The sequence below is a fragment of the Streptomyces tubercidicus genome (assembly GCF_027497495.1).
Lineage (GTDB): Bacteria > Actinomycetota > Actinomycetes > Streptomycetales > Streptomycetaceae > Streptomyces > Streptomyces tubercidicus.
This window is the reverse complement of record NZ_CP114205.1, coordinates 7528354-7552265: the sequence shown is the minus strand read 5'-3', so window position 1 is coordinate 7552265 and position 23912 is coordinate 7528354. Positions and strand designations below refer to the sequence as shown.

The following is a 23912-nucleotide window of genomic DNA, read 5'->3' as shown; positions in this document are numbered from 1 at the left end:
TCAGAGCCGCTCGATGATCGTGACGTTGGCCTGGCCGCCGCCCTCGCACATGGTCTGGAGCCCGAACCGGCCGCCGGTGCGCTCCAGTTCGTGCAGCAGCGTCGTCATCAGCCGGACGCCGGTCGCACCGAGCGGATGGCCGAGGGCGATGGCGCCGCCGTTGACATTGACCCGCTCCGGATCGGCGCCGGTCTCCTTCAGCCAGGCCAGTACCACGGGTGCGAACGCCTCATTGATCTCGGTCAGGTCGATATCGCCGATCGACATGCCCGCCTTCTTCAGTGCGTACGCCGTCGCCGGGATCGGTGCGGACAGCATCCGGATCGGGTCCTCGCCGCGCACCGACAGATGGTGGATACGGGCGCGCGGGGTGAGGCCGTGGTCGGCCACCGCCCGCTCGGAGGCCAGGAGCATGGCGGCCGCGCCGTCGGAGACCTGCGAGGAGACCGCCGCGGTCAGCCGGCCCCCCTCGACGACCGGCGGCAGCGCGGCCATCTTCGCCAAAGACGTCGTGCGCCGTGGTCCCTCATCGGTGGTGACGCCCCCGTACGGAATGAGCTCACGGTCGAAACGGCCCTCGTCGATGGCGCGGATTGCCCGCCGGTGCGAACCGAGTGCGAACTCTTCCATGTCCTCGCGGGAGACCTGCCACTTGGCGGCGATGAGTTCGGCGCCGTGGAACTGGTTGACGGGCGCCGCGCCGTAGCGGGCCCGCCAGCCCTCGGAACCGGCGAACGGACCATCGGTCAGCCCCAGCGGGGCGGCGGCCTGGCGGCTGGCGAAGGCGATCGGGATCTGCGACATGTTCTGTACGCCGCCCGCGACCACCAGGTCCTGGGTACCGGAGAGCACACCCTGGGCCGCGAAATGGACGGCCTGCTGGGAGGAGCCGCACTGGCGGTCGACGGTGACGCCCGGCACCTCCTCGGGCAGCCCGGCGGCCAGCCAGCACGTCCGGGCGATATCCCCGGCCTGCGGTCCCACCGTGTCCAGACAGCCGAAGACGACGTCCTCGACGGCCGCCGGATCGGCGCCGGTGCGCGCCATCAGCGCCGTCAGTACATGGGCGCCCAGGTCGGCGGGGTGAACGGCGGACAGCCCGCCGCCCTTCTTGCCGACCGGGGTACGGACCGCGTCAATGATGTACGCCTCGGACATGGTGGTCTCCCTGGTCAGATTCTGCGGAGGTGCCGGTCGGTTCCGCAAGGCGCTGCCGTCGGCGGGTGCGGGCGGCGAACGCGTCGGGGCGGGGCGACCGGCCGGGGGGATATCACGTACCGGCCGTCGGCTCACGCGTGCTGCGAGCTGACCGACACCGTCTCTCCGGTCATGTAGGAGGCGTAGTCCCCGGCCAGGAAGACGATGACATTGGCGACCTCCCAAGGCTCGGCGTAGCGGCCGAACGCCTCGCGCTCGGTGAGCTCCGCGAGCAGCTCGGGGGTGGTCACCTTCACCAGATGCGGGTGCAGGGCGAGGCTGGGCGCGACCGCGTTGACGCGGACGCCGTACTCCGCGGCCTCCATGGCGGCACAGCGGGTCAGTGCCATCACCCCGGCCTTGGCCGCGGCGTAGTGGGCCTGGCCGCGCTGGGCCCGCCAGCCGACGACGGAGGCGTTGTTGACGATCACCCCGCCGCTGCCGGTGGCCCGCATGCGGCGCAGGGCCGCGCGGGTGCAGCGGAACGTGCCGTTCAGCGTCACATCGAGGACCCTGCTCCACTGCTCGTCGGTCATCTCGACGAGGTCGGCGGTGCCGCCGAGCCCGGCGTTGTTGACCACGATGTCGAGCCGGCCGTGGTGCTCTTCCGCCAGCTCCAGCAGGGCGTTGACCTGGTCCTCGTCAGTGACATCGCAGGGCAGGGCGGCCACCTTCGCCTCCCCGAACTCCGCGGCGAGCGCGGCGGCGGTCTCCTTCAGCCGGCGCGCATGGGCATCACCGATGACGACGCGGGCGCCTTCCTCCAGGAACCTGCGGGCGGTGGCGCCGCCGATGCCGGATCCGGCGGCCGCGGTGATGACGGCGGTCCGGCCGTCGAGCAGATGGTGGCCGGGCACGTACGGGGGCGGTGTCATACGCGAGCCTCCAGCGGATGGTCTCCAGGCCGGTCCGGGTCCGGGCGGTCCGGTCGCGGAACAGCGCGGGCACTCGCGGGCGGTGGGGCCTCGACGCTGCTCATGGCGCTACGTTAACCTACCAAACACTTGTTAGAGAAGGAGCGCGATGGCGATGCCCGCTGCCCACGACAAGACGCCCCCGCCCGGCGGACCGCTCCCCCGGCCACCGGAGGCGGGCGCCTGATGGACCTCGAATTCACCGCCACCGAGGAGGAGTTCAGGGCGGAGGCCCGTGACTGGCTGGCCGACCACGTACCCGCTTCCCCCCTGCCGTCACTGGAGACCGCGGAAGGGTTCGCCGCCCACCGGGAGTGGGAGCGGCGGCTGGCCGCGGACCGCTGGTCGGTCGTCTCCTGGCCCGAGGAGTACGGCGGCCGGGGCGCCTCGCTCTGGCAGTGGCTGGTCTTCGAGGAGGAGTACTACGCGGCGGGCGCCCCCGGGCGGGTCAGCCAGAACGGCATCAGCCTGCTCGCCCCGACCCTGTTCGAGCACGGCACCGAGGAGCAACGCACCCGTGTGCTGGGCCCGATGGCGCGCGGTGAGGTCATCTGGGCACAGGCCTGGTCCGAGCCGGAGTCGGGGTCGGATCTGGCGTCGCTGCGCTCGGCCGCCGTACGGACCGAGGGCGGCTGGCTGCTGCGCGGGCAGAAGACCTGGTCGTCCCGGGCCGCGTTCGCCGACCGCGCCTTCGGGCTGTTCCGCAGCGACCCGGACGCCGCCCGGCCGCACCAGGGGCTCAGCTATCTGATGTTCCCGCTGGACGCACCGGGTGTGACGGTGCGCCCCATCGGCCGCCTCGACGGCAAGCCCGCCTTCGCCGAACTCTTCCTCGATGAGGTCTTCGTGCCCGATGCGGACGTGATCGGCGAGCCGGGGCAGGGCTGGCGGATCGCGATGAGCACCGCGGGCAAGGAACGCGGGCTGACGCTGCGCAGTCCGGGCCGCTTCACCGCGGCCGCCGAGCGGCTGGCCGCACTGTGGCGCGAGGCCCCCGAGGGGGCCGCTCCGGCCCTCGGCGACCGGGTGGCCGACGCGCTGATCGGCGCCCGCGCCTATCAGCTCTTCACCTACGCCCATGCCTCCCGGCTCACCTCCGACGAGCGGCCCGCGCCCGATGGCGGGAAGCCCGGAGCGGACGGCTCCGGCGCGGAGTCGAGCCTGAACAAGGTCTTCTGGTCCGAGCTGGACATCGCCCTGCACGAGACCGCCCTGGACCTGCTCGGCCCGTACGGGATGCTCGCCGATGACGCCGACGAGGCGCCCGAGTACGGGAGTTGGGCCGAGGGTTACACCTTCTCGCTCGCCGGGCCGATCTATGCCGGCACCAACGAGATCCAGCGCGACATCATCGCCGAGCGGCTGCTCGGCCTGCCGAAGGGACGCCGTTGATGCGGTTTCTCCTGACCGATGAGCAGCGGGAGTTCGCACAGGCACTGGACGGCATGCTGGGGGCGTCCGGCATCCCGGCCGTGGCGCGGGCCTGGGCGGCCGGGGAGCACCGGCCTGGCCGGGCGCTGTGGGCGCGGATCGCGGACGCGGGGGTGTTCGGGCTCGCCGTTCCGGAGCGGCACGGCGGGACCGGGCTGCTGCCGGTCGAACTGGCGCTGTCCTTCGCGGAGTTGGGGCGCCATGCGGTGCCGGGGCCGCTGGTGGAGACGGTGGCGGCGGCCGCGTTCCTGGAGCGGCTCGGCGGGGAGCCGGTGGCCGGGGAATGGCTGCCGCGGATCGCCGCGGGCGGGGCCGTGGTCAGCCTGTGCGCCGGGGCGGAGCCGTACGCCCTGGACGCCGATGCCGCCGATGCCGTCCTCGTCGTGCGGGGTGACACGGTGTGCCGTACGGAGGCCCATGGGCCGGTGCAGACCTCCCTCGACCCGGCCCGGCGACCGGCCCGCCCGCTCGGCGGCACGGTGGTGGCCCGGGGCCCCGCGGTGAGCGCGGCCGCCGCGCACGCCGTCGAGGTCGCGCGGCTGGCCACCGCCGCACAGTCCCTCGGCCTCGGCCGCGCCCTGCTGGCGGCGACGGTGTCGTACGTCAAGCAGCGCACCCAGTTCGGGGTGGCCATCGGCTCGTTCCAGGCGGTCAAGCACCGGCTCGCGGACACCCTGATCGGGCTGGAGTTCGCCCAGCCGCTGGTGCACGCGGCGGCGCTGGCACTGGCGGCCGGGGCCCCGTCGGCGGGCCGGGAGGTGGCGGCGGCGAAGGTCGCGGCGGGCGAGGCCGGGTACGCCGCGGCGCGCACCGCACTCCAACTGCACGGCGCCATCGGCTACACGGAGGAACTGGACCTCTCGCTGTGGCTCCGCAAGGCCCGCCCGCTGCGCGACGCCTGGGGCACGCCGGCCGACTGCCGTGCCCGCGTTCTGACGGGCTGACGGGCTGACGGGCTGGCGGGCTGGCGGGGGGGCCGGCATCGCCCCGTTCCGCGCCACGCACTAAAGGCGGCGGCGATCCCGCTCGTCCAGGTCGTCCAAGTCAGCAAGGTCGGCCAACATGGCGTCGGCCAGGTCCCGTTCGGCGGCGTAGTAGCGCTCCGACCACTTCAGGACGAGGGCGGGATAGGCCCAGGACTCCTCCCCGTGGGGGTCCGCGCCGTGGGGATCCGCGCTGTGGCCGTCCTCGCCGTGGGCGTCCGCGACGTCCACCTCGGCGCGCTGCCGCATGGTCTCCGCGTACGCCCGGTGCCGGCCCAGGACGTCCCGCATCCGGTCGGTCTCCAGCAGATGCCCCAGCCACATCCGCAGCATCACGCCGTGTTTGAGGACAGGAGGCTCCACGGGCGCCTCGCGCGCCCAGTGACGCACCGCCGCCATCCCCGCGTCGGTGATCACATAGACCCGCTTGTCGCGGTTGCCGGTCTCCTGGGCGACCATCCGCGCGGTGACGTAACCGACCTTCTCCAGACGCTTCAACTCACCGTAGATCTGGCTGAAGGACGGACTCCAGTAGAAGAGGCGCAGCGACGAGTCGGACCATTTCTTCAGGTCGTAGCCGGACAGCTCCTCACCGAAGGACAGCAGCCCCAGCACCGCCCAACTGGTCGCCGGCAGCGCCGGTCGCCCGGCATCGCCGGTGTCCGCGGTGTCCGTGGCGTCCGCCTTCTTCTCCGTCACGTGCGGCATCCTACGGTCCGCGCCCGTCCCCCGCCCGACCGCTCATCGCCAACTCCCGTCCGTCTTCTTGGCATTCCTGCTAGAGGTATGCCTAGGGGGAACACCTCCAGGAGGTGGTCTTGGCGCTCCCGGGGAGCCGCCGGGCGGGAGGCGTGGGCGTGGCAGGTGTCACCGCCACAGCGCCGCGGCGGCGGCCGGGCACCGGGCCGGGCGGCTGCGCGGTGCGGACCCGGACCGGCTGGCCAATAGTGGAGAGGTGAGCCCGCAGCAGGGAGCTTCCCCGGGGTCCGGGCCGCGGCGTTCGGCCGGCGGGCCCGTCGGGGCCGGGCTGCGCAGGCTGCGCTACCTGATGGAGCACGTCAGGCACGGACTGCGGGGCCACCGCACGGTGGTCGGCAACGCCGTCCAGGTGACGACCGCCTCCTGTGCCGCCTTCTATTTCTGCCGCTACGGGCTCGGCCTGGCCGTCATGTCCGTCTACGCCACCTTCACCGTGGTGTCTCTCGGTGCGCTCGCCCGGATCCCCGGGTCCGGGCGGCAGCGCGCGACGACCGTCCTGACCGCGATCCCCGCCGGACTCGCGCTGGTCACGCTGGGCACCCTGCTCGCCGTCCAGACCTGGGCCGCCGTCGTCGGCATGCTCGTCATCGGCTTCATGGTGGCGTATGCGGGCACCACCGGCCCGCGGATCGCCGGTGCGGCGCCGGGGATGCAGCTGCTCTACATCCTGCCGTGTTTCCCGCCGTACGCCCCGGACACCCTGGTCCAGCGGTTGTCCGGCTTCCTGCTGGGGGCGCTGCTGCTCGCCCTGGTCCAGCGCTTCCTGCTGCCCGTACCGGACACTCCGTCCTTCCGGCGGCTGCTCGCCGACGCCGCCGACGCGGCCGCGCGGCTGGCCGACCACCGTGGCGGGCCCCCTCCCGTACAGGCGCTCGCCGAGGCGCGGGCGGCCGGGGAGGCGCTGCGTCCCACCTGTGTGCCACCCGCCGTACGGCCCGCCTCCCCCACCCTCGCCCACAAGGCCATGGCGCACGCCGCCGAGGCCGTCCGCACCCTGCTGGCGCAGCTGGACGCCCTGCACTGCGAGGCCGGGCCGCAGCAGCGGTTCCACCCGGAGACGGTGGCGCTGCTGGAGGGCATCAGCACCGCCGCCCGCGGGGCGGCCGTCGCGCTGCGGCAGCGGCGGAAGCGGCTGCGGCCCGGTGAGGGACCGTCCGCCACCGCCCTCCAGGAGGAGCTGACCCCGGTCCGCGCCCACCGGGCGGTGGACACCCTGGAGCGGCTCAGCACCGATGACCGGCTGGTCTATCTGCGCCGACGGACGCAGGTGGTGCAGGCCGCCGACTGCGCTGTCGTCCTCGTGCTGGCCACCCGGCTGATGCTCGGGGACCGTACCGTCGAGCGGAACCCCGCCGGGCACACCTTCGCCTATGCGCGGGCCGGCCCCCTCGGGCTGTGGTGGCAGCGGCTGACCATGCATCTCACCCCCCGCTCGGTGATCTTCCAGAACGCCTGCCGGTTCGCCCTCGGGCTGGCCGCGGCACGGGCCGTCGCCGGGCTGCTCGGCCTCCAGCACGGCTTCTGGGTGCTGCTCGCCACCCTGACGCTGACCCGTACGACCAGCCTGGAGACCCGGTCCGCGGTCCGGCAGGCGCTGACCGGGACGCTGGTCGGCGCGGTGCTGGCCGGCGGGATGCTGGCGCTGGTCCACGACCGGAACACGGTGTACGCCATCGTGCTGCCGGTGGTGATGCTGGTGGCGTTCACCGCGGGGCCGTTGCGCGGGCTGGCCTGGGCGCAGGGCGGCTTCACACTGGTCGTGGCGACGCTGTTCGCTCAGGTCTCCCCCGTCACCTGGCAGCTGGCGCCGGTCCGGCTGGTGGATGTGCTGGTCGGCAGCGTCATCGGGCTGGGCTGCGGGCTGGTGGCCTGGCCACGGGGCGCGGGCAGCGAGCTGCGCCGCAGCATGGCGGGACTGTGCTCGGCCATCGCCGACGCCATCGGGCACACCACCGCACAGGTCGTCGAACGCTCCGGCAGCACCGATCTCTTCGCCCTCAACCGTGCCCTCGGCCTCGCGCAGGAGAGCCTGGCCCAGTACCAGTCCGAGCCGCGGGAGGACGGCGTACAGCCGGACTGGCCCACGCTGCTGGTCGCCGGGCGGGACGCGCGGCGCGGTGAGCGGCTGCTGCCCGACCGTCCCGGCCGGATCGCCTCGCCGGAGGTCGGCGCCTGGCTGCGGCAGGCGGCCGACCGGACGGCGGCCGACTACCTGTCCCTGGCCCACCACCTCGGCACGGACCGCGGCACACCCCGGGACGACCCGCAACCGCTGGACATCCGCGCCCTGTTGGCGGTCGCTCCGGGCATCCCGCGCCACAGCCCGGCGCGGGAGACCGGTGCGGTCTCCGCCGCCCTGCTCCTCGACTCGGTGATCTGGCTCGACGCCCTCACCAGCGATCTGACCCGTCTCCACAAGGAGATGTGACGCCGGGGCCGCCCCGGCTCCGGCCGCCCGGGTGCGGATGGAGTTGCTGGCCCTGATCCTGAAGCAGTGGAGTCGCGTACGACGTGTCGCGGCGCGTCTCCCGGGCACCCGGCAGGCAGGAGTACGTGGTACCTGCACAAGGCACCCGACCAGGCAGCATGTCGCGGTACCGCCGTGACAGCGGAACGGACGCACATGAGCAATGGATTCATGGGTCCGGAGGGTTACGGCCCGGACCCGTTCGGTGACTTCCTCGCGCGCTTCTTCGGTTCCGGGCAGTCCGGGGGCGGCGAGCAGGGCCAGCACATGCCCCGGCAGGCGGACATCGCGCGGATGATGAGCGCGCCCGCCCGGGATCTGGTGACCTCCGCAGCCGCCTACGCCGCCGAGCACGGCAGTCCCGAGCTCGGCACCGAGCATCTGCTGCGGGCCGCCCTGGCCTCCGAGCCGACCCGCAGCATGCTGCAGCAGGCGGGGGCGGACCCCGATGCGCTGGCGGCCGAGATCGACCGCGCCGCCGGGTCGGGCCCGAAACAGTCCAGTGTGGCCGTGACGCCCGCGGTCAAGCGGGCCCTGCTGAGCGCGCACGACCTGGCCCGGGACAACGGCGCCTCGTACATCGGCCCGGAGCATGTGCTGGACGCCCTGGCGGCCAATCCGGACTCGGCGGCGGGGCGCATTCTCAACCTCGCCCACTTCGAGCCGCACGCCACCCCGCAGGGCGGGCACGGCGGCGCGCACGCGGGCTCCGAGCACAGCGCCGTACCGAAGCACGACACCCCGACGCTCGACAAATACAGCCGCGATCTGACCGACCTGGCCCGCGCGGGCCGGATCGACCCGGTCATCGGCCGGGAGGAGGAGATCGAGCAGACCATCGAGGTGCTCTCCCGCCGGGGCAAGAACAACCCGGTGCTGGTCGGGGACGCGGGGGTCGGCAAGACCGCGATCGTGGAGGGGCTGGCCCAGCGCCTCGCCGACGGGGACGTGCCGGAAACCCTGGCGGGGCGGCGGGTGGTCGCGCTGGACCTGACGGCCGTCGTCGCCGGGACCCGCTACCGCGGCGACTTCGAGGAGCGGATGAACGCCATCATCGAGGAGGTCCGCGCGCACTCCGAGTCGCTGATCGTCTTCATCGATGAACTCCACACGGTCGTCGGGGCCGGTGGCGGCAGCGGCGACGGCGGTTCCCTGGAGGCGAGCAATATGCTCAAGCCCGCCCTCGCGCGCGGGGAACTGCATGTCATCGGCGCCAGCACGCTGGAGGAGTACCGGCGGCACATCGAGAAGGACGCCGCGCTCGCCCGGCGCTTCCAGCCCATCCTGGTGCCCGAGCCGAGCGTCTCCGACACGGTGGAGATCCTGCGCGGACTCCAGGACCGCTACGAAGCGCATCACCAGGTGCGCTACACGAACGAGGCGCTGGTGGCGGCGGTCGAGCTGTCGGACCGCTATATCGCCCACCGCTTCCTCCCCGACAAGGCGATCGATCTGCTCGACCAGGCGGGCGCCCGGGTCCGGCTCCGTTCGGGCGCCAAGGCCACCGACGTCCGCGATCTGGAGCGCGAGGTGGAGCAGCTGGTCAGGGACAAGGACCAGGCGGTCGCCGCGGAGCAGTACGAGCGGGCCACCGAGCTGCGGGACCGGATCGCCGACCTCACCGCCCGGATCGAGGCCGGTCAGCCGGAGCCGCCGAACGACTGCCACATCGTGCAGGTCACCGCGGAGGACATCGCGGAGATCGTGTCGCGGCAGACCGGTGTGCCGGTGAGCAGTCTGACCCAGGAGGAGAAGGAGCGGCTGCTCAAGCTGGCGGAACAGCTGCACACCCGGGTGATCGGACAGGATGACGCGGTCACGGCCGTCTCCGATGCGATCCTGCGCTCACGGGCCGGACTCTCCGACCCCGACCGCCCGATCGGCAGCTTCCTCTTCCTCGGCCCGACCGGCGTGGGCAAGACCGAACTGGCCCGCGCGCTCGCCGAGGCGCTGTTCGGCACCGAGGAGCGCATGGTGCGGCTGGACATGAGCGAGTATCAGGAGCGGCACACCGTCAGCCGGCTGGTGGGCGCGCCCCCGGGGTACGTCGGCCATGAGGACGCGGGCCAGCTCACCGAGGCGGTGCGGCACCATCCCTATTCGCTGCTGCTGCTCGACGAGGTGGAGAAGGCGCATCCCGATGTCTTCAACATTCTGCTGCAGGTTCTCGACGACGGGCATCTGACGGACTCCCAGGGCCGTATGGTCGACTTCAAGAACACCGTCATCGTGATGACCAGCAACCTCGGCTCCGACGCGCTCGGCGGCGGCCGCGGGGTGCTCGGCTTCGGCCCGGACATCTCGGGGGCGGAGGCCGGCGACGGTGCGCGGGAACGGGCGCTGAGTTCCCTGCGCGAACACTTCCGCCCGGAGTTCCTGAACCGGCTCGACGAGATCATCGTCTTCCGCCGGCTCACCGACGATCAGCTGCGCCAGATCACCGGGCTGCTGCTCGACGGGACCCGCCGCAGGCTGCACGCGCAGGACATCGCGGTGGAGTTCACCCCCGGCGCCGTGGACTGGCTCACCCACCGCGGCCACCAGCCCGAATACGGGGCCCGGCCGCTGCGGCGCACCATTCAGCGCGAGATCGACAACATGCTCTCTCGGCTGCTGCTCGACGGTGCGCTGACGTCCGGGGACGAGGTGCGGATAGCGGTGGAGAACAACGAGCTGGCGTTCCATACCGGAGAGAAGCCGCAGGAGTCCGGGTGAGCCCCCTGGGCCCGCGGGACACCTCCGAGGGGCGTCATGAGTCGCCGGAAGAGCGTGCCGACCGGCGGTGGAACGAACTGCTGCAAGAGGTGCGGGTCCTCCAGACCGGCGTGCAGATCCTCTTCGCCTTTCTGCTGACCGTCGTCTTCATGCCGCGCTTCGCCACGCTCAGTCAGACGGACCAGACGATCTATGTGGTGACGGTCCTGCTGGGGGCGGCCACGACCGGCGCGCTGATCGGGACGGTGACCTTCCACCGGCTGGTCGCCGGTCACCGGCTGAAGCCGGAGACGGTGTTCTGGGCCGCGCGGCTGGCCCTGGTCGGGGTGGTCCTCCTGCTGGCGACGGTCACCTCCGCACTGCTGCTGATCCTGCGCATCGCCATGGACGACGAGGCCGTCCCCTGGATCGTCGCCGGGCTCGTCGCCTGGTTCATGCTCTGCTGGTTCGCGCTGCCCGCCTGGGTGCTGCACCACTACTCGACGAAGGACTGACCCCGGTCGGGCAAGGGCGCGGGCCGGGACCCTGACCTGGGTCCCGGCCCGCGCCCTGGGGGCCGCTGGGGCGTCGGCGGTTATGCGCCCGCGACAGCCGTGTTCATGCGGCGCGGGCGGTAGAGCAGGGCCGCGCCCGCGATCCCGGCGCTGACGATCGCCAGCCCCACCGCGAGCAGTTCCGGCCACATGGCGGTGTCGCCCAGGCCGCTGCCCAGCGGGGCGAACACCCCGGCGCGGGACAGCGCGTGCAGGGCGATGATGATCATCGCCGCGGCGGCGCTCACCGTCCAGACCAGGGCGGTGTCGTGCATCGCCAGCCAGCCGGCCAGCATCAGGTAGACGATGACGATGGCCACCGAGAGTCCGGCGGCCGCCTGGGCACCCTGGAGGGGCGACGAGTTCACCGGCAGATGGCTCAGCCCGCACAGCGCCAGTGCCAGCGCGGCGGGCCAGCGCAGTACGAACCGCAGCACACCGGGCATCGCATAGCCCGGCTGGCGGGCCGCCTCGTCCGCGTGCGCCCAGCGCGGACCGCCCTGCGGCAGACCGCCGGCGGGCCGCTGGGTGGCCCAGGGCGGACGGCTGGGCGGCTGGTTCATCGGGCTGTCGCCCTGCGTGTGGTAGAGCGACTGCCCGTCACGGCCCAGCGGGCGGACATCGGGGTCGAGTACGTGCATGGCCGTGGTGCGCTCCGGTTCGACGGGCTCACCGGGACCGCCGGGGCCTCCGGGGCCGCCGAAGCCACCGAAGCCGCCGGGGTCGGGCGGGAACGGGTCGGCGAAGCCGTGGACCTCGTCGCCGCCGTTCTTCGACCGGTCGAACAGCTCGATGAGCTGCGCGACCTCCTCCACGGAGCGGTCCACGGCCACCGCGCGCAGTGCCTCAAGGCTCGATTCCGCGGTGTGCGGGGTGGCGCGGAGCAGGTCGAAGAGCGCGGCGACGTCGCTCACCGGACGGGAAACGACCGCCATACGCAGGGCTTCGTCGCCTGGGTTGGGAATGTCACCGCTGCGCTTGAGCCGTTCGACAAGGGCGGCGACTTCCTCCAGCGGCCTGTGGGTCACTGCCTCCCACAGAAGGGTGTGGGCCGAGCTTTTCTCAGGGGTCATGGGCGGAAAGTGCTCGCCGGGTTCTGTCGAGGACAGTTCGGCGTCGCCCCCACAAAGAGCTGGTTCGGATGTCATGGAGAAACTCCACTGAACGAGGGGAGCGTCAAACACCAGAAGCGCTGACACTCGGCGGACTGTGAGCGTGCTGTGGTTCAGCCAACGTCCCTACTGGCCGCTCTCGCCATTCAGGAAGGCCATCCGGTGGAGACACGCCGAAAAACCCGGGCGTGCCGCGGCCGGCGGTCACGGCCCGGACGCCGTCCCCACGGAGCGTGAGGTCCGACGTGCCAAGGGCCGTCGACCCTGATTAGCTGGAAATGCAGCTCTCCCCACACCGTTCAAGGACAGATGATGAACGCATCAGGAGAATCACGCGCACGCATCCAGCAGATGCGTGACAAGGCACAGGAACTCCAGGCGGCCGCGGAGCGGGCCGGCGACCCGGAGGAACGGAAGCGGCTTCAGGAAAAGGCCCGCAGGCTCCGCTCCCAGAGCGAGCAGGAAAGCGGTATGGCCAGCGGAGACATCTACCCCGCCGACTGAGACCGCGGTGCCCGCCCGAGGGCGGACGTGCGACCCACCGCCGGTACGGTCCCGCCGCAGACGGCGCGGGGCCGGTGCGGGCGGCTGTTCGAGTGGCTTCGCCGGAGGCACCGGTCGGCGGGCCGCGCCACCGGGAAGCGCTTACCCCATGATCCCAGCAGACTCCCCACGGACCGTCGGCGCGGCGGCCGGGACCACCACATCCCGGCCGCCGCTGGCGGACCGTGCGGGCTATGACGAGCACTTCCTCGGGGTCCGGGTACCGCTGCCGGTGCCCACCCGCCCGCAGGTGGAGACGGTGGTGCTGCCCTACACCCACTTCACCGTGGTGCTGCGGCCGGACCGGCGGATGGCGGTGGCCGCCGCGGTCTGCGTCGACGGCCGGCGTCTGATGGATCAGGTGCCCCGGGAGAGCAGCTGGCAGTTCGATCCGCGGGTGGACAAGGCCCACCAGACGGGCCATGACGTATACCGCGACAACTCCCTGGAGAAGGGGCATCTGGTCCGCCGGCTCGACCCGGTATGGGGTGCGGCCGCGGAGGCGGACCAGGCCAATGAGGACACATTCCACTACACGAATGCCGCCCCGCAGGCGGATGTCTTCAATCAGGCCAAGAAGGTGTGGCAGGAGCTGGAGAACCATCTGCTCGACCACGCCGCCGACGTCGACCGCAGGCTCGCCGTGCTCACCGGGCCGGTCCTGCACGACTCCGATCCGCCGTACCGGGGCGTCCAAGTGCCGCTGCGCTTCTGGAAAGTGGCGGCGTTCCTCCAGGGCGGATCGCTCGCGTCGACGGCGTATGTGCTTGACCAGAGTCCCGATCTGACCCGGGACGCGGAGCGGGCGCTGGCCGGGGCGCAAGCGGGCGCGCCGCCGCCGCTGGGTGCGTTCCGGACGTTCCAGGTGCCGGTGCGGGATGTCGCCGAGCTGACCTCGCTGGACCTGGGGCCGCTGCCGGCCGTCGATCTGATGCCCGTGGTACGTGCCCCGGCGGAGCGCTGGAAGCGGCTCGCCTCGCACGACGACATCGTGCTGCGGCGCGACTGAGACCGGGAGGTGCCGGCCATGCAACCCAGGGTCGTCTATGTCCACGGAAACGGGAACAAGGTCCGTGCGGAGCTGCTCAAGTCCCAGTGGGACACCGCGCTGTTCGGCCGGGACATGGCCGAGGCGTCGCGGATGGCGTACTGGGCGCCGGTGCGGTATCCGGCGCCGCTCCCCGATTTCCAGCCGGATCCGCTGGACGGCCGTACGGAGCCGGTCGAGGAGTCGGCGGCCGCCGTGGACCGGGCCGGGACGGAGCCGGCCGAGGAGTTCGTGGCGCGGACGCTGGGGGAAGCGCGGCTGGACGCCGGTGAGATCGCGCTGGAGGGGCGGGCCGGGGCCGATGAGAGCGCGCTGGTCGACTGGCTGCGGGACATGACGTCTCTCGCGGACACGCTGGCCGGGTCCGAGGAGCCCGAGGAGCCCGGTGCGGAACTTCCGCTGGAGGCCCTGCCGTTGCGCCGGTCCGGCCGTACGGCGGTGTTCCGGATGCTGGTCAAGCACGCCTTCAAGGACGTACACGCCTACTTCTTCGGCGGGGCGGGTCCGGCGATGCGCGCGGTGGTCGAGGAGACGCTGGCGGGGGTCGACGGCGGCCCGCTGGTGGTGGTCGGCCACAGCCTGGGAACGATCATCGCCTATGAGGTGCTGATGGAGCAGGGGCGGGAGGTGGAGCTGCTGGTCACCGTGGGATCGCCACTGGCGATCACCGAGGTGCAGGACCATCTGTCCCGGCCGCCGGCCGTCCCGGCCGGGGTGGCGGCCTGGCGCAACGCCTCGGACCTGCGGGATCTGGTGGCTCTCGACCACACCTTGCGGCCCGAGTACGCCCCGCCGGAGCGGATCACCGATCTGCTGGTCACGAATGACAGCAGCAACCACCACGGCATCAGCGCCTATCTGTCGCAGCACGAGGTCAGGGCACCGGTTCAGCGGATCTTTGACGGTACCGGGTAGGCGCGGTATGCCGCTGACCGAAACGGAGTGGGACCTCGTCACCGCGTGGGTGCGGAACTATCTGCTCGACACCACCGATCCGCATACCCAGCTCGCCCAGTACGGCTTCCCGCCGGAATTCATCGGCGGGTTGCGGCTGACGCAGATCAGCACGGACAACGCCCGCACGCTCGTGCACCAGTCGCGTACGGATATCCAGCGGCAGCTGCGGCTTGTCGAGGCGCTCACCGGCATCGACCGGCTGGCGGTGCTTCCGGACATCGTGAAGGCCCAGGAATTCCTGGGCCGGCTGCGGGAGGACTTCCGGGCCCATGCCGCACTGGACAATTTCCGTACCTGCGTCCTGAAGAACGGCGCCGAGGCGTTCATCGACCGCCAGGACCTGCGGGAGACCCTGCGCCGGTTCGTCGCGGACCCCCATCAGTTCATTCTGCTGGTCGACGGCGAGCCGGGCAGCGGCCGGTCGTACACCTACAACTTTCTCCGTCACATCGGACAGCACAGCGGATTCCGCCCGGTGCGCGTCACCCTGTCGCACACCGCCACCGCCGCCAAGGTCGTCCGGCGGCTGGCGGACTTCGTCGCCGATCCGCAGGACGGCGCGGCCCCGCTGAATCCCACGCAACTCAATGACCCGCTGCCGTCGGTCGACGAGGCCGCGCACTGGGTGGCCGGGCGGGCCACCGCCGTCGAGGAGCGTCTCTGGCTGGTCCTCGACGAATGCGACAAGCTCGATCCCAGCTCCGATGTCTGGGACTTCATCGGACAGCTCGGCATGGCCATCTACGAGCATGCCGCCGTCCGCGGGGATCAGGCGCCCCGGCTGGTGCTCCTCGGTTACGGGCGCTCGATGCGTCAACTCCCTTACGATCTGCGGGGAAACCTGGCCTGGGACACCGCCCGGATCGCCGAACCCGACGATCTGCGCAGCTTCTTCGACCAGGCCTTCCGTGAGTCGCCACCGGAGATCCTCGGCAGCGGGCAGGCCCAGGAGTCCGCCATCGCCACCCTCGTGGACGCGGCGGTGCACGAGGTGCTCCAGGCCACCGGGGCGAACGGCGCGGACCGCGAGGGCTATATGCGTGAGCTCTGCACGGCGGCGGAGGGGGCCATCCGTGTCTACCAGTCCCTCTGACCGCCGCGGTGTGGACCCGTCCGCGGCCCGGGAGTTGTTCGTCGCCCGCTTGCGCGCGGAGCTGCACACGGGCGAGCAGCGGACCGAGGAGGTCTCCGGGGCCCGCCGGGCCTACCGGGAGGCGGCCTGTCTGCTGAGCCGTTTCGATCCACAGCGGCTCCGGCTGCCCGGCGAGGAGACCGCCAGCGGCGGCGCTGTGCTGGAACTGGTCGACGACTGTACGACGTTGGGGACGCAGGACCAGGCCGGATGGTCCCTCAAGTCCGATGTCAGGGACCGGACGCTCCGCGAGCTGACCGGGCCCGAGGCGGCCCGGCGCGGCCTGGAGTGCCAGCTCGACGAGCTGCCCGCGGAACCCGGACCGGAGCGCTTCGCGCTGGCCTGTCTCTCCGGCCGTCCCCCGGCGACGGAGGGGCTGACCACCGACGATCTGGCCGATGCGCTCCAGGCGGTGCTGTGGCTCTCGCGGGTGCCGGGTGTGACCGGACTGCCGGACCTCGCGGAGCTCCAGCTCACCCTGGAGCGGGCCAGATTGCTCGAACCGCTGGAGCGGCTCGTACGGCTGCCGTTCCAGGGGCGTACCCGCGAACTCGCGGAGCTACGGGACTATCTCGCCCCGTCCGACGGGCCGGTGGCGGCGGGAGCACGGCCGGATGGTGCTGCCCAGCCGGATGGTTCCGCGCAGCACCCGGGGCCGGTCCCCCCGCTGGTCGTGCACGGTCCCGGCGGGATGGGCAAGACCACCCTCCTCGCCAAGTTCGTGCTCGACGGCCTCCGCGACCCGGCCGGCTGCTTCCCCTTCGCCTATATCGACTTCGAGCGGCCCACCCTCTCGATCCAGGAACCGCTCACCCTGATCGCCGAGGTGGCCCGGCAGCTCGGCATCCAGTTCCCGGCACACCGCGCGGAGCTGGACGCGCTGGCGCACGAGTGCCAGGAGGCGACCCGCAGCCAGCGGGAGGGGCAGGAGCGGGTCAGCCAGCTGCAGGAACTCGCCACGACCCGGGCGGTGTTGGGGCGCCGCTCCTCGCAGCAGTTCCAGTCGCTGGCCGCCGGACGGGAGACCGATCTGATCCGGCGGCTCGCCGGGGTCCTGCGGCGGGCGGTGGCGGACCGGAAGGGCGGGGCGCACGCCGAGGACCCGCCGTTCGCGCTGGTCGTCGACTCGTTCGAGGAGGCGCAGTACCGCGGATCGCCGGTGGTGGGCCGGATGGTGGCGATCTACCTCTCGTTCCAGAGCATCTATCCGCGGATGCGGCTCATCGTCTCCGGGCGGGCGCCGGTCGAACATCCGGCGAAGACGGTCGAATCGCTCGACATCGAACTCGGTGAACTCGATCCGGCGGCCGCCGTCGGCCTGCTGACGTCCTGCGGGGTCAAGGACCCGGAGGTGGCGGGGGCGCTGGCGGACCGGGTCGGCGGGCACCCGCTCAGTCTGAAACTGGCCGCCCGCGCCGCCACCCTCGCGGGCGCCGGGGCCGAGCCGACCGGCGAGCTGATCCGCAGCCTGCCCGAACGCCGCCATCAGGTCTTCCGCCGGGTCGACCAGCTGCTGGTCCAGGGGATTCTCTACGACCGCATCCTCAGCCATATCGGCGACGAGGGCGTCCGCCGGCTCGCCCATCCCGGGCTGGTGCTGCGCGTCATCACCCCGGAGATCATCAAGGAGGTGCTGGCCGGGCCCTGTGGGCTACGGGTGGCGACACCGGACGCGGCCCGCGCGCTCTTCGCGGAGTTCAGCCGCCTGGACCTGGTCGAGCCGGCCCGTCCGGACGCCGTGCGCTACCGCAGCGATGTCCGCGCCATCATGCTGCGGCTGCCGGGCGGCGACCGTACCGCCGTGATGCGCGCCGTAGAGCGCCGCGCCGTCGAGCACTACGCCGCACGCGACGGCCTGGAGGCGCGGGCCGAGGAGATCTACCACCGGCTGCGGCTCGACGAGAACCCGCGCTCGGTGGAGGAGCGGTGGCTGCCGGGCGTCGAACGGTTCCTGGCCGGAGCGCAACAGGACATGACGCCGAGAGCCGCGGGCCTGCTGACGGCCAGGCTCGGCGGCGCCACTCCCGATCAGGTCGCGGAGGGCGCCGACCAGGAGGACTGGGAGCGGATCGCGGCCCGTGAGGTGGAGGATCTGCTGGCGCAGGGGTACGCCCAGGCGGCCTTCGACCGGCTCGGCAGACGCCGGCCCTGGACACCCTGCAGCCCCCTGCACGCCCTGTTCGCCGAGGCCCTCAACCGACTCGGGCGGCAGGAGGAGGCCCGTCGGGCCACGGCGGACGCCGTCGACGCGGCGGAGCGCGCGGGCTGCGGGGAGCGCCGGCTGGAGCTGCTGCTGCTCTCCGCGCGGCTCTCGGAGGAGGCCGGTGACCTGCCGGGCGCGGGCCGTGCGCTGCGGGTGGCGGAGGATGTCGCGGTCGGTCTGGGGCAGGACCTCGAAGCGATGGGGGCGCTGCTGGCGCGCGCCCGGCTGACGGCGGGCGCCGACGGAGCCGACGTGGAGGCGGACCGTCAACTCGCCGAGCGGTTGCGGGAGTTGCCCGATGCCGTGCTCGCCGACCGGCCGGTGCTGGTCCGCGCGGTGGCCTCGCAGATCTACGACCGGGCCCCCGGTGCGCTCGACCATGCGCTGGAGGTGGTGGGGCTGCCCGCCGATGACGAGACGCTGGACACGCTGGGAGCGGCGATGCGCCGCGCGACCAGCCGCCAACCGGCGCTGCTGGGCCGGGTGATGGAGATTCTCGACGAGGCCGCGGGACCGTCCCGGCAGCCGGCCGACGGTGCGCCGACCGGGATCACCGGGATTCTGCGGCTGGCCAGGGACCGCGGCACCCTCGGCACCCTCGCCCGGCGGCTGCTGGCCGTACCCGACAAGAGCGGCGAGATCGTCGCCGGGGTGGCCGCGGCCATGGGCGTGGGCACCGGGGGCCGTACGGCGAGCCACGCGGCCTCGGGGCCGGAGCCCGGGGGACGTACGCCGGAGGAAGGGAGCGGCCCCGCGGGGCCCGATGACCGATGACCGCCTACCTCACACCCGAGGAGATCCGCCAGGTGCTGGACGCCGCGGTGGAGACCGGGCTGGCCGACCCCACCGTCCGGCCGCTGCTGCTCGACGGCATCATGCCCCGGTACCGCGGCACACTGCCGCTGCATCCGGCGCCCGGCCGGCAGGTGCACTCCGACCTGAACGAGATGAACCGGGTGGAGCGGCTGGTGGACGGCTCGGTGCCGCTGGAGATCTGGCTGCGCAACGCCGTCGCCGAGACCACCGAGGCCGCACCGCTCACCGTCTTCCAGAAGGCCCTGGACGAGGTGGCACGGAAGGCGGGCGGTGAGCCGGATGTGCTGGCCGGGCTGCCCTCCCCCACCACGGAACTCAAGGAGCAGATCGTCCACCGGGACGACACGGTGCCGATCGGCTTCCTGCGCGGTGGTGAGCTGGCGGGCGGCGCGGTGGCCCGTCTCAAGGTGCCGCCGTACCAAGGGGGTGCTCCACTGCAGCCGAACGGCTTCCCGCACTCCGGTACGGGGTGGCTGATCGCCCCGGACCTGCTCGTCACCAACCACCATGTGGTCAACGCCCGGACCGGGACCGGGGCGGGGCGGCCGCTGGCCGACGCCGGGGATCTGGACCTCCAGGCCCGGTACACCCGCGCCCGGTTCGACTTCGACACCGAGGAGGTGGAGACGGAGGAGGCCACCGTCAGCGGACTCGTCGCCGCGGACGCGGATCTGGACTACGCGGTGCTGCGGCTGGCGGCAAATCCCGCGCGGCCCGTACTGCGGCTGGCGGCGGAACCGCTGACGGTTACCGGCGGCGACTATGTCGCGGTCAACATCATCCAGCACCCGGGCGGTCAGCCGAAGCGGGTCGCGCTGCGCAACAACCTGGTGTACGAGGCAGACGAGAACGATGTCCGCTACTTCACCGACACCCGCGGCGGGTCATCCGGTTCACCGGTCTTCACGGACGACTGGAAGGTGGTGGCGCTCCACCGGGGAACGCGGCGGGTGGAGAACGTGCTGTTCCAGGGCAGGACGACGGCCTTTGTCAATGTCGGCACCCAGATGCGCAGCATCCTGCGCCATCTGCGGACCAGCAGTCCCGGTATCCACGCCGAGATCGAGACGGCACAACAGGCCGCGCAGCGCGGCTGAGGAGGCGAGATGCACAGTCGGCGCCGATCACCGGTGGCGGCCGGTCCCGAGGAGGTCTTCTCGGATCTGCGGGCGGTCGCGGCCCGGGTGAAGGACGGGCTGTCCTGGGAGATCCCGGAATCCCTGGAAGAGCTGCCCGCCGAGGAACTGCCCGCCGGGCAGATCGCCCAGTTCGCCCAGCAGGAGCGGACCCGGGTGCTGTCGGCGGGCGTCAGCGGTCTGGAGAAGCTCGCCGACGGGCGGGCGGACGAGATCGATGACGACGAGTCCTTCGGTATGGAAGCCATCGTGCTGCTCGAAGGCCGCCCCGCCATCCTCGTCCAGCACCAGGACTTCGCACCGCAGCAGGGCGACTGGGCGGTGCTGGACGGCCATCGGGCGGCGATCCGGGCATCGCTCGCGCGGGTGGGCCGGGTCGAGCTGTCCGGGCATCTGAGCCTGGACTGGCTGGGCACAGCGTTCCTGGTCGGGACGGACGTGGTGATGACGAACCGTCATGTGGCGGCGGAGTTCGCCCGTGGCAACGGCACCGGCTGGACCTTCCAGCAGGGCATCGGCGCCCGGCTCGACATGGGTGAGGAGTACGGCGGCGCCCCGGCGGACGGCGGCCCCTGCTATGACGTCGTCGAGGTACTGGGCATCCACGAGGACGTGGACCTGGCCCTGCTGCGGGTCGCTCCGCCCGCCGGTGGCGGGGCGCTGCCCGCACCGCTGGCCGTGGCCGCGGACGCGCCCGGCGACCTGCCCGGACGCCCGGTGTACTGCGTCGGCTATCCGGCGTACGACGGCCGGCGCAACGAACCGGAGTCGATGCGCCGGATCTTCATGGACATCTACAACGTCAAGCGGCTGCAGCCCGGCACCGCCACGGAGCTGGTGCCGGACCGGAACGTCATCAAGCACGACTGTTCCACCCTCGGCGGCAACAGCGGCTCACCCGTCATCGACCTCACCGACCACCGGGTCCTGGGCCTGCACTTCGGCGGCCGCTACGGCTTCGGCAACTTCGCCGTACCGCTGTGGCAGCTGGTGGACGATCCGCTGCTGGGGCGGGCGGACATCAACTTCGTCTGAGCCGCCGCGCACCGGCCGGACCGCGGGGCCGTCCCGTCAGCCCTGCTTCTTGACGAACTCGGTGGTGTAGGTCTTCTTCAGATCCACCGTGGCGTTCTTGAGGTTGGGGTTGAAGGCTTTCAGCACGCGCTCGACGGTCGCGGGTCCCTCGGCAGGCATCACCCCGTCCTCGGTGAACATCGGCAGGGTGTCTTTGATCGCCTGGGCGTACAGCTTCTTGCCGCCCTGGGCGTAGTCGGACGGCATCTTCGCCACGATCTGCTCCGGGGTGTGCGTGGACATCCACTTGAGGGTCCGCACAAAGGCGTTGGCCAGCTTCTGCACGGTCTCCTTGTGGCTGTTCACCCAGTCGGTGTTCATATAGAGGCTGGACGAGGGGTAGGGGCCGCCGAGCGCCTTCTGCGAGCCCTCGGGGGTGCGCATATCGATGAGGACCTTGCCGAGGTTCTTGTTCAGGATCTGCGCGACCGTCGGGTCCGTCGTCATCCCGCCCTGGATCGAGCCCTGTTGGAGGGCCGAGAGGAAGGTCTGTCCGGCGCCGACCGCGACCGGGGTGAACTCGTGTGGCTGCACCCCGTTCTTCACGGCGAGGTATTTGGTCAGGAAGTCGGTGGAGGAGCCGAGGCCGGTGACGCCCAGCTTCTTGCCCTTGAAGTCCTTGGGTGAGGTGAGTTCCGCGGCCGCCTTGTGGGAGACGACCTCCACCTCGCCGGGAGCATGCGCGAGCTGCACCACCGATTCGACCTGCTTGCCCTTCACTTGCAGATCGAGGGTGTGATCGTAGAAGCCGACGACGCCCTGGACATCGCCGGAGACCAGTGAGGTGGTGGCCTGCACCCCGGCCGGTTCGGTGAGCAGGGTGACATGCACGCCCTCGTCCTCGAAATAGCCGAGCTGCTGGGTGAGTCTCGCGGGCAGATAGATGACCTTGTCCAGACCGCCCACCATGATCTCGATCTTGCCGTTCCCGTCGGCCGCACCTGCCGCGCCGGACGTGCCGCCACCGCAGGCGGTGAGGGTGGTCAGGGCGAGGGTGGTGGCGGCCAGGGCGGCCGGGAACTTCCGTACGGTGCACATGAGTCACGTCCTTGTGAGGTGAGAAGGGGTCGGTACGGCCGGGCTCAGCGGCCGCCCGCGGTGTCCGCGGGCTTCCAGCGGAAGAGCCGCCGTTCGAGGAAGGCCAGCAGCCCCTCGGCGAGCAGCGCGACCACCGCGAGGATCACCATGGCGGCGTAGACACCGGCCGCGTTGAAGGTGCCCTGGGAGGCCGAGACCAGCAGGCCGAGGCCCTTGGTCGCGCCGATGTACTCGCCGACGATCGCGCCGATCAGCGCGAAGCCGAAGCTGACATGCAGGCTGGTGAAGATCCACGAGGTGGCGGAGGGGATCACCACCTGGAGGGTGACCTGGCGGTTGCTCGCGCCGAGGATCCGGGAGTTGGCGACCAGGTTGCGGTCAACCTCCCGGGCGCCCTGGAAGGCGTTGAAGAAGACCGGGAAGAAGACGAGGACGACGGCGGAGGCGACCTTGGAGGCCGGCCCGAGGCCGAACCAGATCAGGAAGATGGGGGCGAGGACGATCCGCGGCAGTGCGTTGAGCACCTTGATGTACGGACCGAGCACCTCGGCGAGAAAGCGGATCCGGCCGAGCGCGATCCCCAGCACCACACCGCCGAGGACACCGATCACCCAGCCGAGCAGCGCTTCGTAGAGCGTGTACCAGATCTGTTCCCACAGCGAGCCCTGCGGGGTACCGTGCAGCGCCCACTGGCTCATCTGGTCCCAGATCTTCGACGGCATCGAGAAGTTGAAGGGGTCGATGACGGCGGTCCGGGCCAGCCACTCCCACAGTCCGAGCAGCCCGACGAGCAGCAGCACCCGGGTGCCGTGGACCAGGAACCGGCGGTGGCGCGCGGCCCGCGCACGGGCCCGCGAACGGTCCGAACAGGACGCCTCTGCAAGGGTCTTGGCCGGGGCAGCGGTCTCAGGCGACATCCGCGGCACCCCTCTCGCGGGTGATCCGGACCTCTTCACCGAGCGAGGACCAGATCTCCCGGTAGATCTCGATGAACCTCGGCTCCAGCCGGACCGTTTCGACCTTCCGGGGGCGCGGCAGACCGATCTCGAAGACCTCCTTGACGGTCGCCGGACCGGCGGTCATGACCACGACCTTGTCGGCGAGGGCGATGGACTCCTCCAGGTCGTGGGTGACGAAGACGACCGAGGCGCCGGTCCCGGACCACAGCTCCAGGAGTTCGTCCGACATCAGCGCCCGGGTCTGCACGTCGAGAGCGGAGAACGGCTCGTCCATGAGCAGGAGTTCGGGATCGTTGACGAAGGTCGCGGCGAGGGCGACCCGCTTGCGCTGCCCGCCGGAGAGCTGGTGCGGATAGCGGTCCTCGAAGGCGGTCAGCCCGACCCGGGCCAGCCAGTCCCGCGCCCGCTGCCGGGCCTCGGCCTTCGGTACGCCGCGGAAGCGCGGGCCGGCCATCACATTCGACAGCACGGTGCGCCAGGGGAAGACCGCGTCCTGCTGGAAGACGAACCCGATCTTGTCCCCGATGCCGCGGACCGGCTCCCCGGCGACCAGCACCTCGCCCTCCGTCGGCTCCTCCAGCCCGCTGACCAGCGTCAGCGTCGTGGACTTACCGCACCCGGTCGGCCCGACGACCGCGACGAACTCACCGCGCTCGACGACCAGATCCAGATCCCGCACGGCGGTGTGCAGGGCCCCCGAGGGGGTCCGGAACACCTTGCTCGTTCCCCTCAGTTCGATCGCTGGGCTCGTATGGCTGCTCATGTGCCGCGAGGCTAGGAGCGTAAGGGGCCACTACGGCAGCCTTGTGGGCGCAAGCCGCGTTTCTGCGCGCAAACCCTGTTGTGCTCATTTTGCTCACGCTAGAACCACTAGGGGGCTACCAGGCGGTAAACA

19 protein-coding genes are annotated in these 23912 nt (G+C 71.8%); 12 read left to right on the top strand and 7 right to left on the bottom strand.

Annotation, left to right across the window (positions count from 1 at the left end):
* Entirely contained in the window at positions 1-1158 is a 1158-nt protein-coding gene (locus STRTU_RS33085; RefSeq protein ID WP_159748763.1) for an acetyl-CoA C-acetyltransferase, read from the bottom strand.
* 131 nt (positions 1159-1289) lie between these two features.
* Positions 1290-2072, bottom strand: a complete 783-nt coding sequence (locus tag STRTU_RS33080) for an SDR family oxidoreductase (RefSeq protein WP_159748762.1) — start codon at positions 2070-2072, stop codon at positions 1290-1292.
* Between the two features lie 225 nt (positions 2073-2297).
* Between STRTU_RS33080 and STRTU_RS33075 the strand changes: the two genes are divergently transcribed.
* Together STRTU_RS33075 and STRTU_RS33070 are read left to right on the top strand one after the other, a co-directional pair.
* Complete coding sequence (locus STRTU_RS33075) at positions 2298-3503, top strand: acyl-CoA dehydrogenase family protein (protein WP_159748761.1); 1206 nt, start codon at positions 2298-2300, stop codon at positions 3501-3503.
* Positions 3503-4486, top strand: coding sequence for an acyl-CoA dehydrogenase family protein (locus tag STRTU_RS33070; protein ID WP_159748760.1), 984 nt, complete (start codon positions 3503-3505; stop codon positions 4484-4486). Before STRTU_RS33075 ends, STRTU_RS33070 begins: the two co-directional genes overlap by 1 nt.
* A gap of 60 nt (positions 4487-4546) precedes the next feature.
* Here STRTU_RS33070 and STRTU_RS33065 read toward each other — a convergent pair whose 3' ends face one another.
* Positions 4547-5224: a PadR family transcriptional regulator gene (locus STRTU_RS33065; RefSeq protein ID WP_246241583.1), complete on the bottom strand. Its 678-nt coding sequence runs from the start codon at positions 5222-5224 to the stop codon at positions 4547-4549.
* A gap of 256 nt (positions 5225-5480) precedes the next feature.
* Here STRTU_RS33065 and STRTU_RS33060 point away from each other — a divergent pair, with 256 nt between their 5' ends.
* From STRTU_RS33060 to STRTU_RS33050, 3 genes are all read left to right on the top strand, one after another.
* Positions 5481-7712, top strand: coding sequence for an FUSC family protein (locus STRTU_RS33060; protein ID WP_159748758.1), 2232 nt, complete (start codon positions 5481-5483; stop codon positions 7710-7712).
* 195 nt (positions 7713-7907) lie between these two features.
* A complete protein-coding gene (locus tag STRTU_RS33055) occupies positions 7908-10466 on the top strand; it encodes an ATP-dependent Clp protease ATP-binding subunit (protein WP_159748757.1) in 2559 nt (852 codons plus the stop codon).
* On the top strand, positions 10463-10960 hold the full coding sequence (locus tag STRTU_RS33050) for a DUF6328 family protein (RefSeq protein WP_159748756.1): 498 nt from the start codon (positions 10463-10465) through the stop codon (positions 10958-10960). Before STRTU_RS33055 ends, STRTU_RS33050 begins: the two co-directional genes overlap by 4 nt.
* 80 nt (positions 10961-11040) lie before the next feature.
* Here STRTU_RS33050 and STRTU_RS33045 read toward each other — a convergent pair whose 3' ends face one another.
* Complete coding sequence (locus STRTU_RS33045) at positions 11041-12072, bottom strand: hypothetical protein (protein WP_218039349.1); 1032 nt, start codon at positions 12070-12072, stop codon at positions 11041-11043.
* A 351-nt stretch (positions 12073-12423) separates the two neighbouring features.
* Here STRTU_RS33045 and STRTU_RS33040 point away from each other — a divergent pair, with 351 nt between their 5' ends.
* From STRTU_RS33040 to STRTU_RS33010, 7 genes are all read left to right on the top strand, one after another.
* The gene (locus STRTU_RS33040; RefSeq protein ID WP_159748755.1) at positions 12424-12615 is read left to right on the top strand and encodes a DUF6381 family protein; all 192 of its coding nucleotides are present in this window, start codon (positions 12424-12426) and stop codon (positions 12613-12615) included.
* 148 nt (positions 12616-12763) lie between these two features.
* The gene (locus tag STRTU_RS33035; RefSeq protein WP_159748754.1) at positions 12764-13663 is read left to right on the top strand and encodes a DNA/RNA non-specific endonuclease; all 900 of its coding nucleotides are present in this window, start codon (positions 12764-12766) and stop codon (positions 13661-13663) included.
* Between the two features lie 18 nt (positions 13664-13681).
* Positions 13682-14617, top strand: coding sequence for an alpha/beta fold hydrolase (locus STRTU_RS33030; protein ID WP_159748753.1), 936 nt, complete (start codon positions 13682-13684; stop codon positions 14615-14617).
* Positions 14618-14624: 7 nt separating this feature from the next.
* On the top strand, positions 14625-15752 hold the full coding sequence (locus STRTU_RS33025) for a P-loop NTPase family protein (protein WP_159748752.1): 1128 nt from the start codon (positions 14625-14627) through the stop codon (positions 15750-15752).
* Positions 15733-18768 (top strand): ATP-binding protein, encoded by a 3036-nt coding sequence (locus tag STRTU_RS33020; protein WP_159748751.1) that lies wholly within the window; start codon positions 15733-15735, stop codon positions 18766-18768. The genes STRTU_RS33025 and STRTU_RS33020 overlap by 20 nt, the downstream gene beginning before the upstream one ends.
* A complete protein-coding gene (locus tag STRTU_RS33015) occupies positions 18765-19907 on the top strand; it encodes a trypsin-like peptidase domain-containing protein (RefSeq protein WP_159748750.1) in 1143 nt (380 codons plus the stop codon). The genes STRTU_RS33020 and STRTU_RS33015 overlap by 4 nt, the downstream gene beginning before the upstream one ends.
* A gap of 9 nt (positions 19908-19916) precedes the next feature.
* On the top strand, positions 19917-20981 hold the full coding sequence (locus tag STRTU_RS33010; protein ID WP_159748749.1) for a trypsin-like serine peptidase: 1065 nt from the start codon (positions 19917-19919) through the stop codon (positions 20979-20981).
* A gap of 36 nt (positions 20982-21017) precedes the next feature.
* On the opposite strand, the gene STRTU_RS33005 is transcribed toward STRTU_RS33010, so the two are convergent.
* From STRTU_RS33005 to STRTU_RS32995, 3 genes are read right to left on the bottom strand one after another with little or no spacing between them, the layout of a single operon-like run.
* Positions 21018-22058 carry an ABC transporter substrate-binding protein gene (locus STRTU_RS33005; RefSeq protein ID WP_159748748.1) on the bottom strand — a complete coding sequence of 347 codons (1041 nt, stop codon included), beginning with the start codon at positions 22056-22058 and terminating at the stop codon, positions 21018-21020.
* A gap of 44 nt (positions 22059-22102) precedes the next feature.
* Positions 22103-22975 (bottom strand): ABC transporter permease, encoded by an 873-nt coding sequence (locus STRTU_RS33000; protein ID WP_159748747.1) that lies wholly within the window; start codon positions 22973-22975, stop codon positions 22103-22105.
* A complete protein-coding gene (locus STRTU_RS32995; RefSeq protein ID WP_159748746.1) occupies positions 22965-23780 on the bottom strand; it encodes an ABC transporter ATP-binding protein in 816 nt (271 codons plus the stop codon). Before STRTU_RS32995 ends, STRTU_RS33000 begins: the two co-directional genes overlap by 11 nt.
* Positions 23781-23912: the final 132 nt, after the last annotated feature.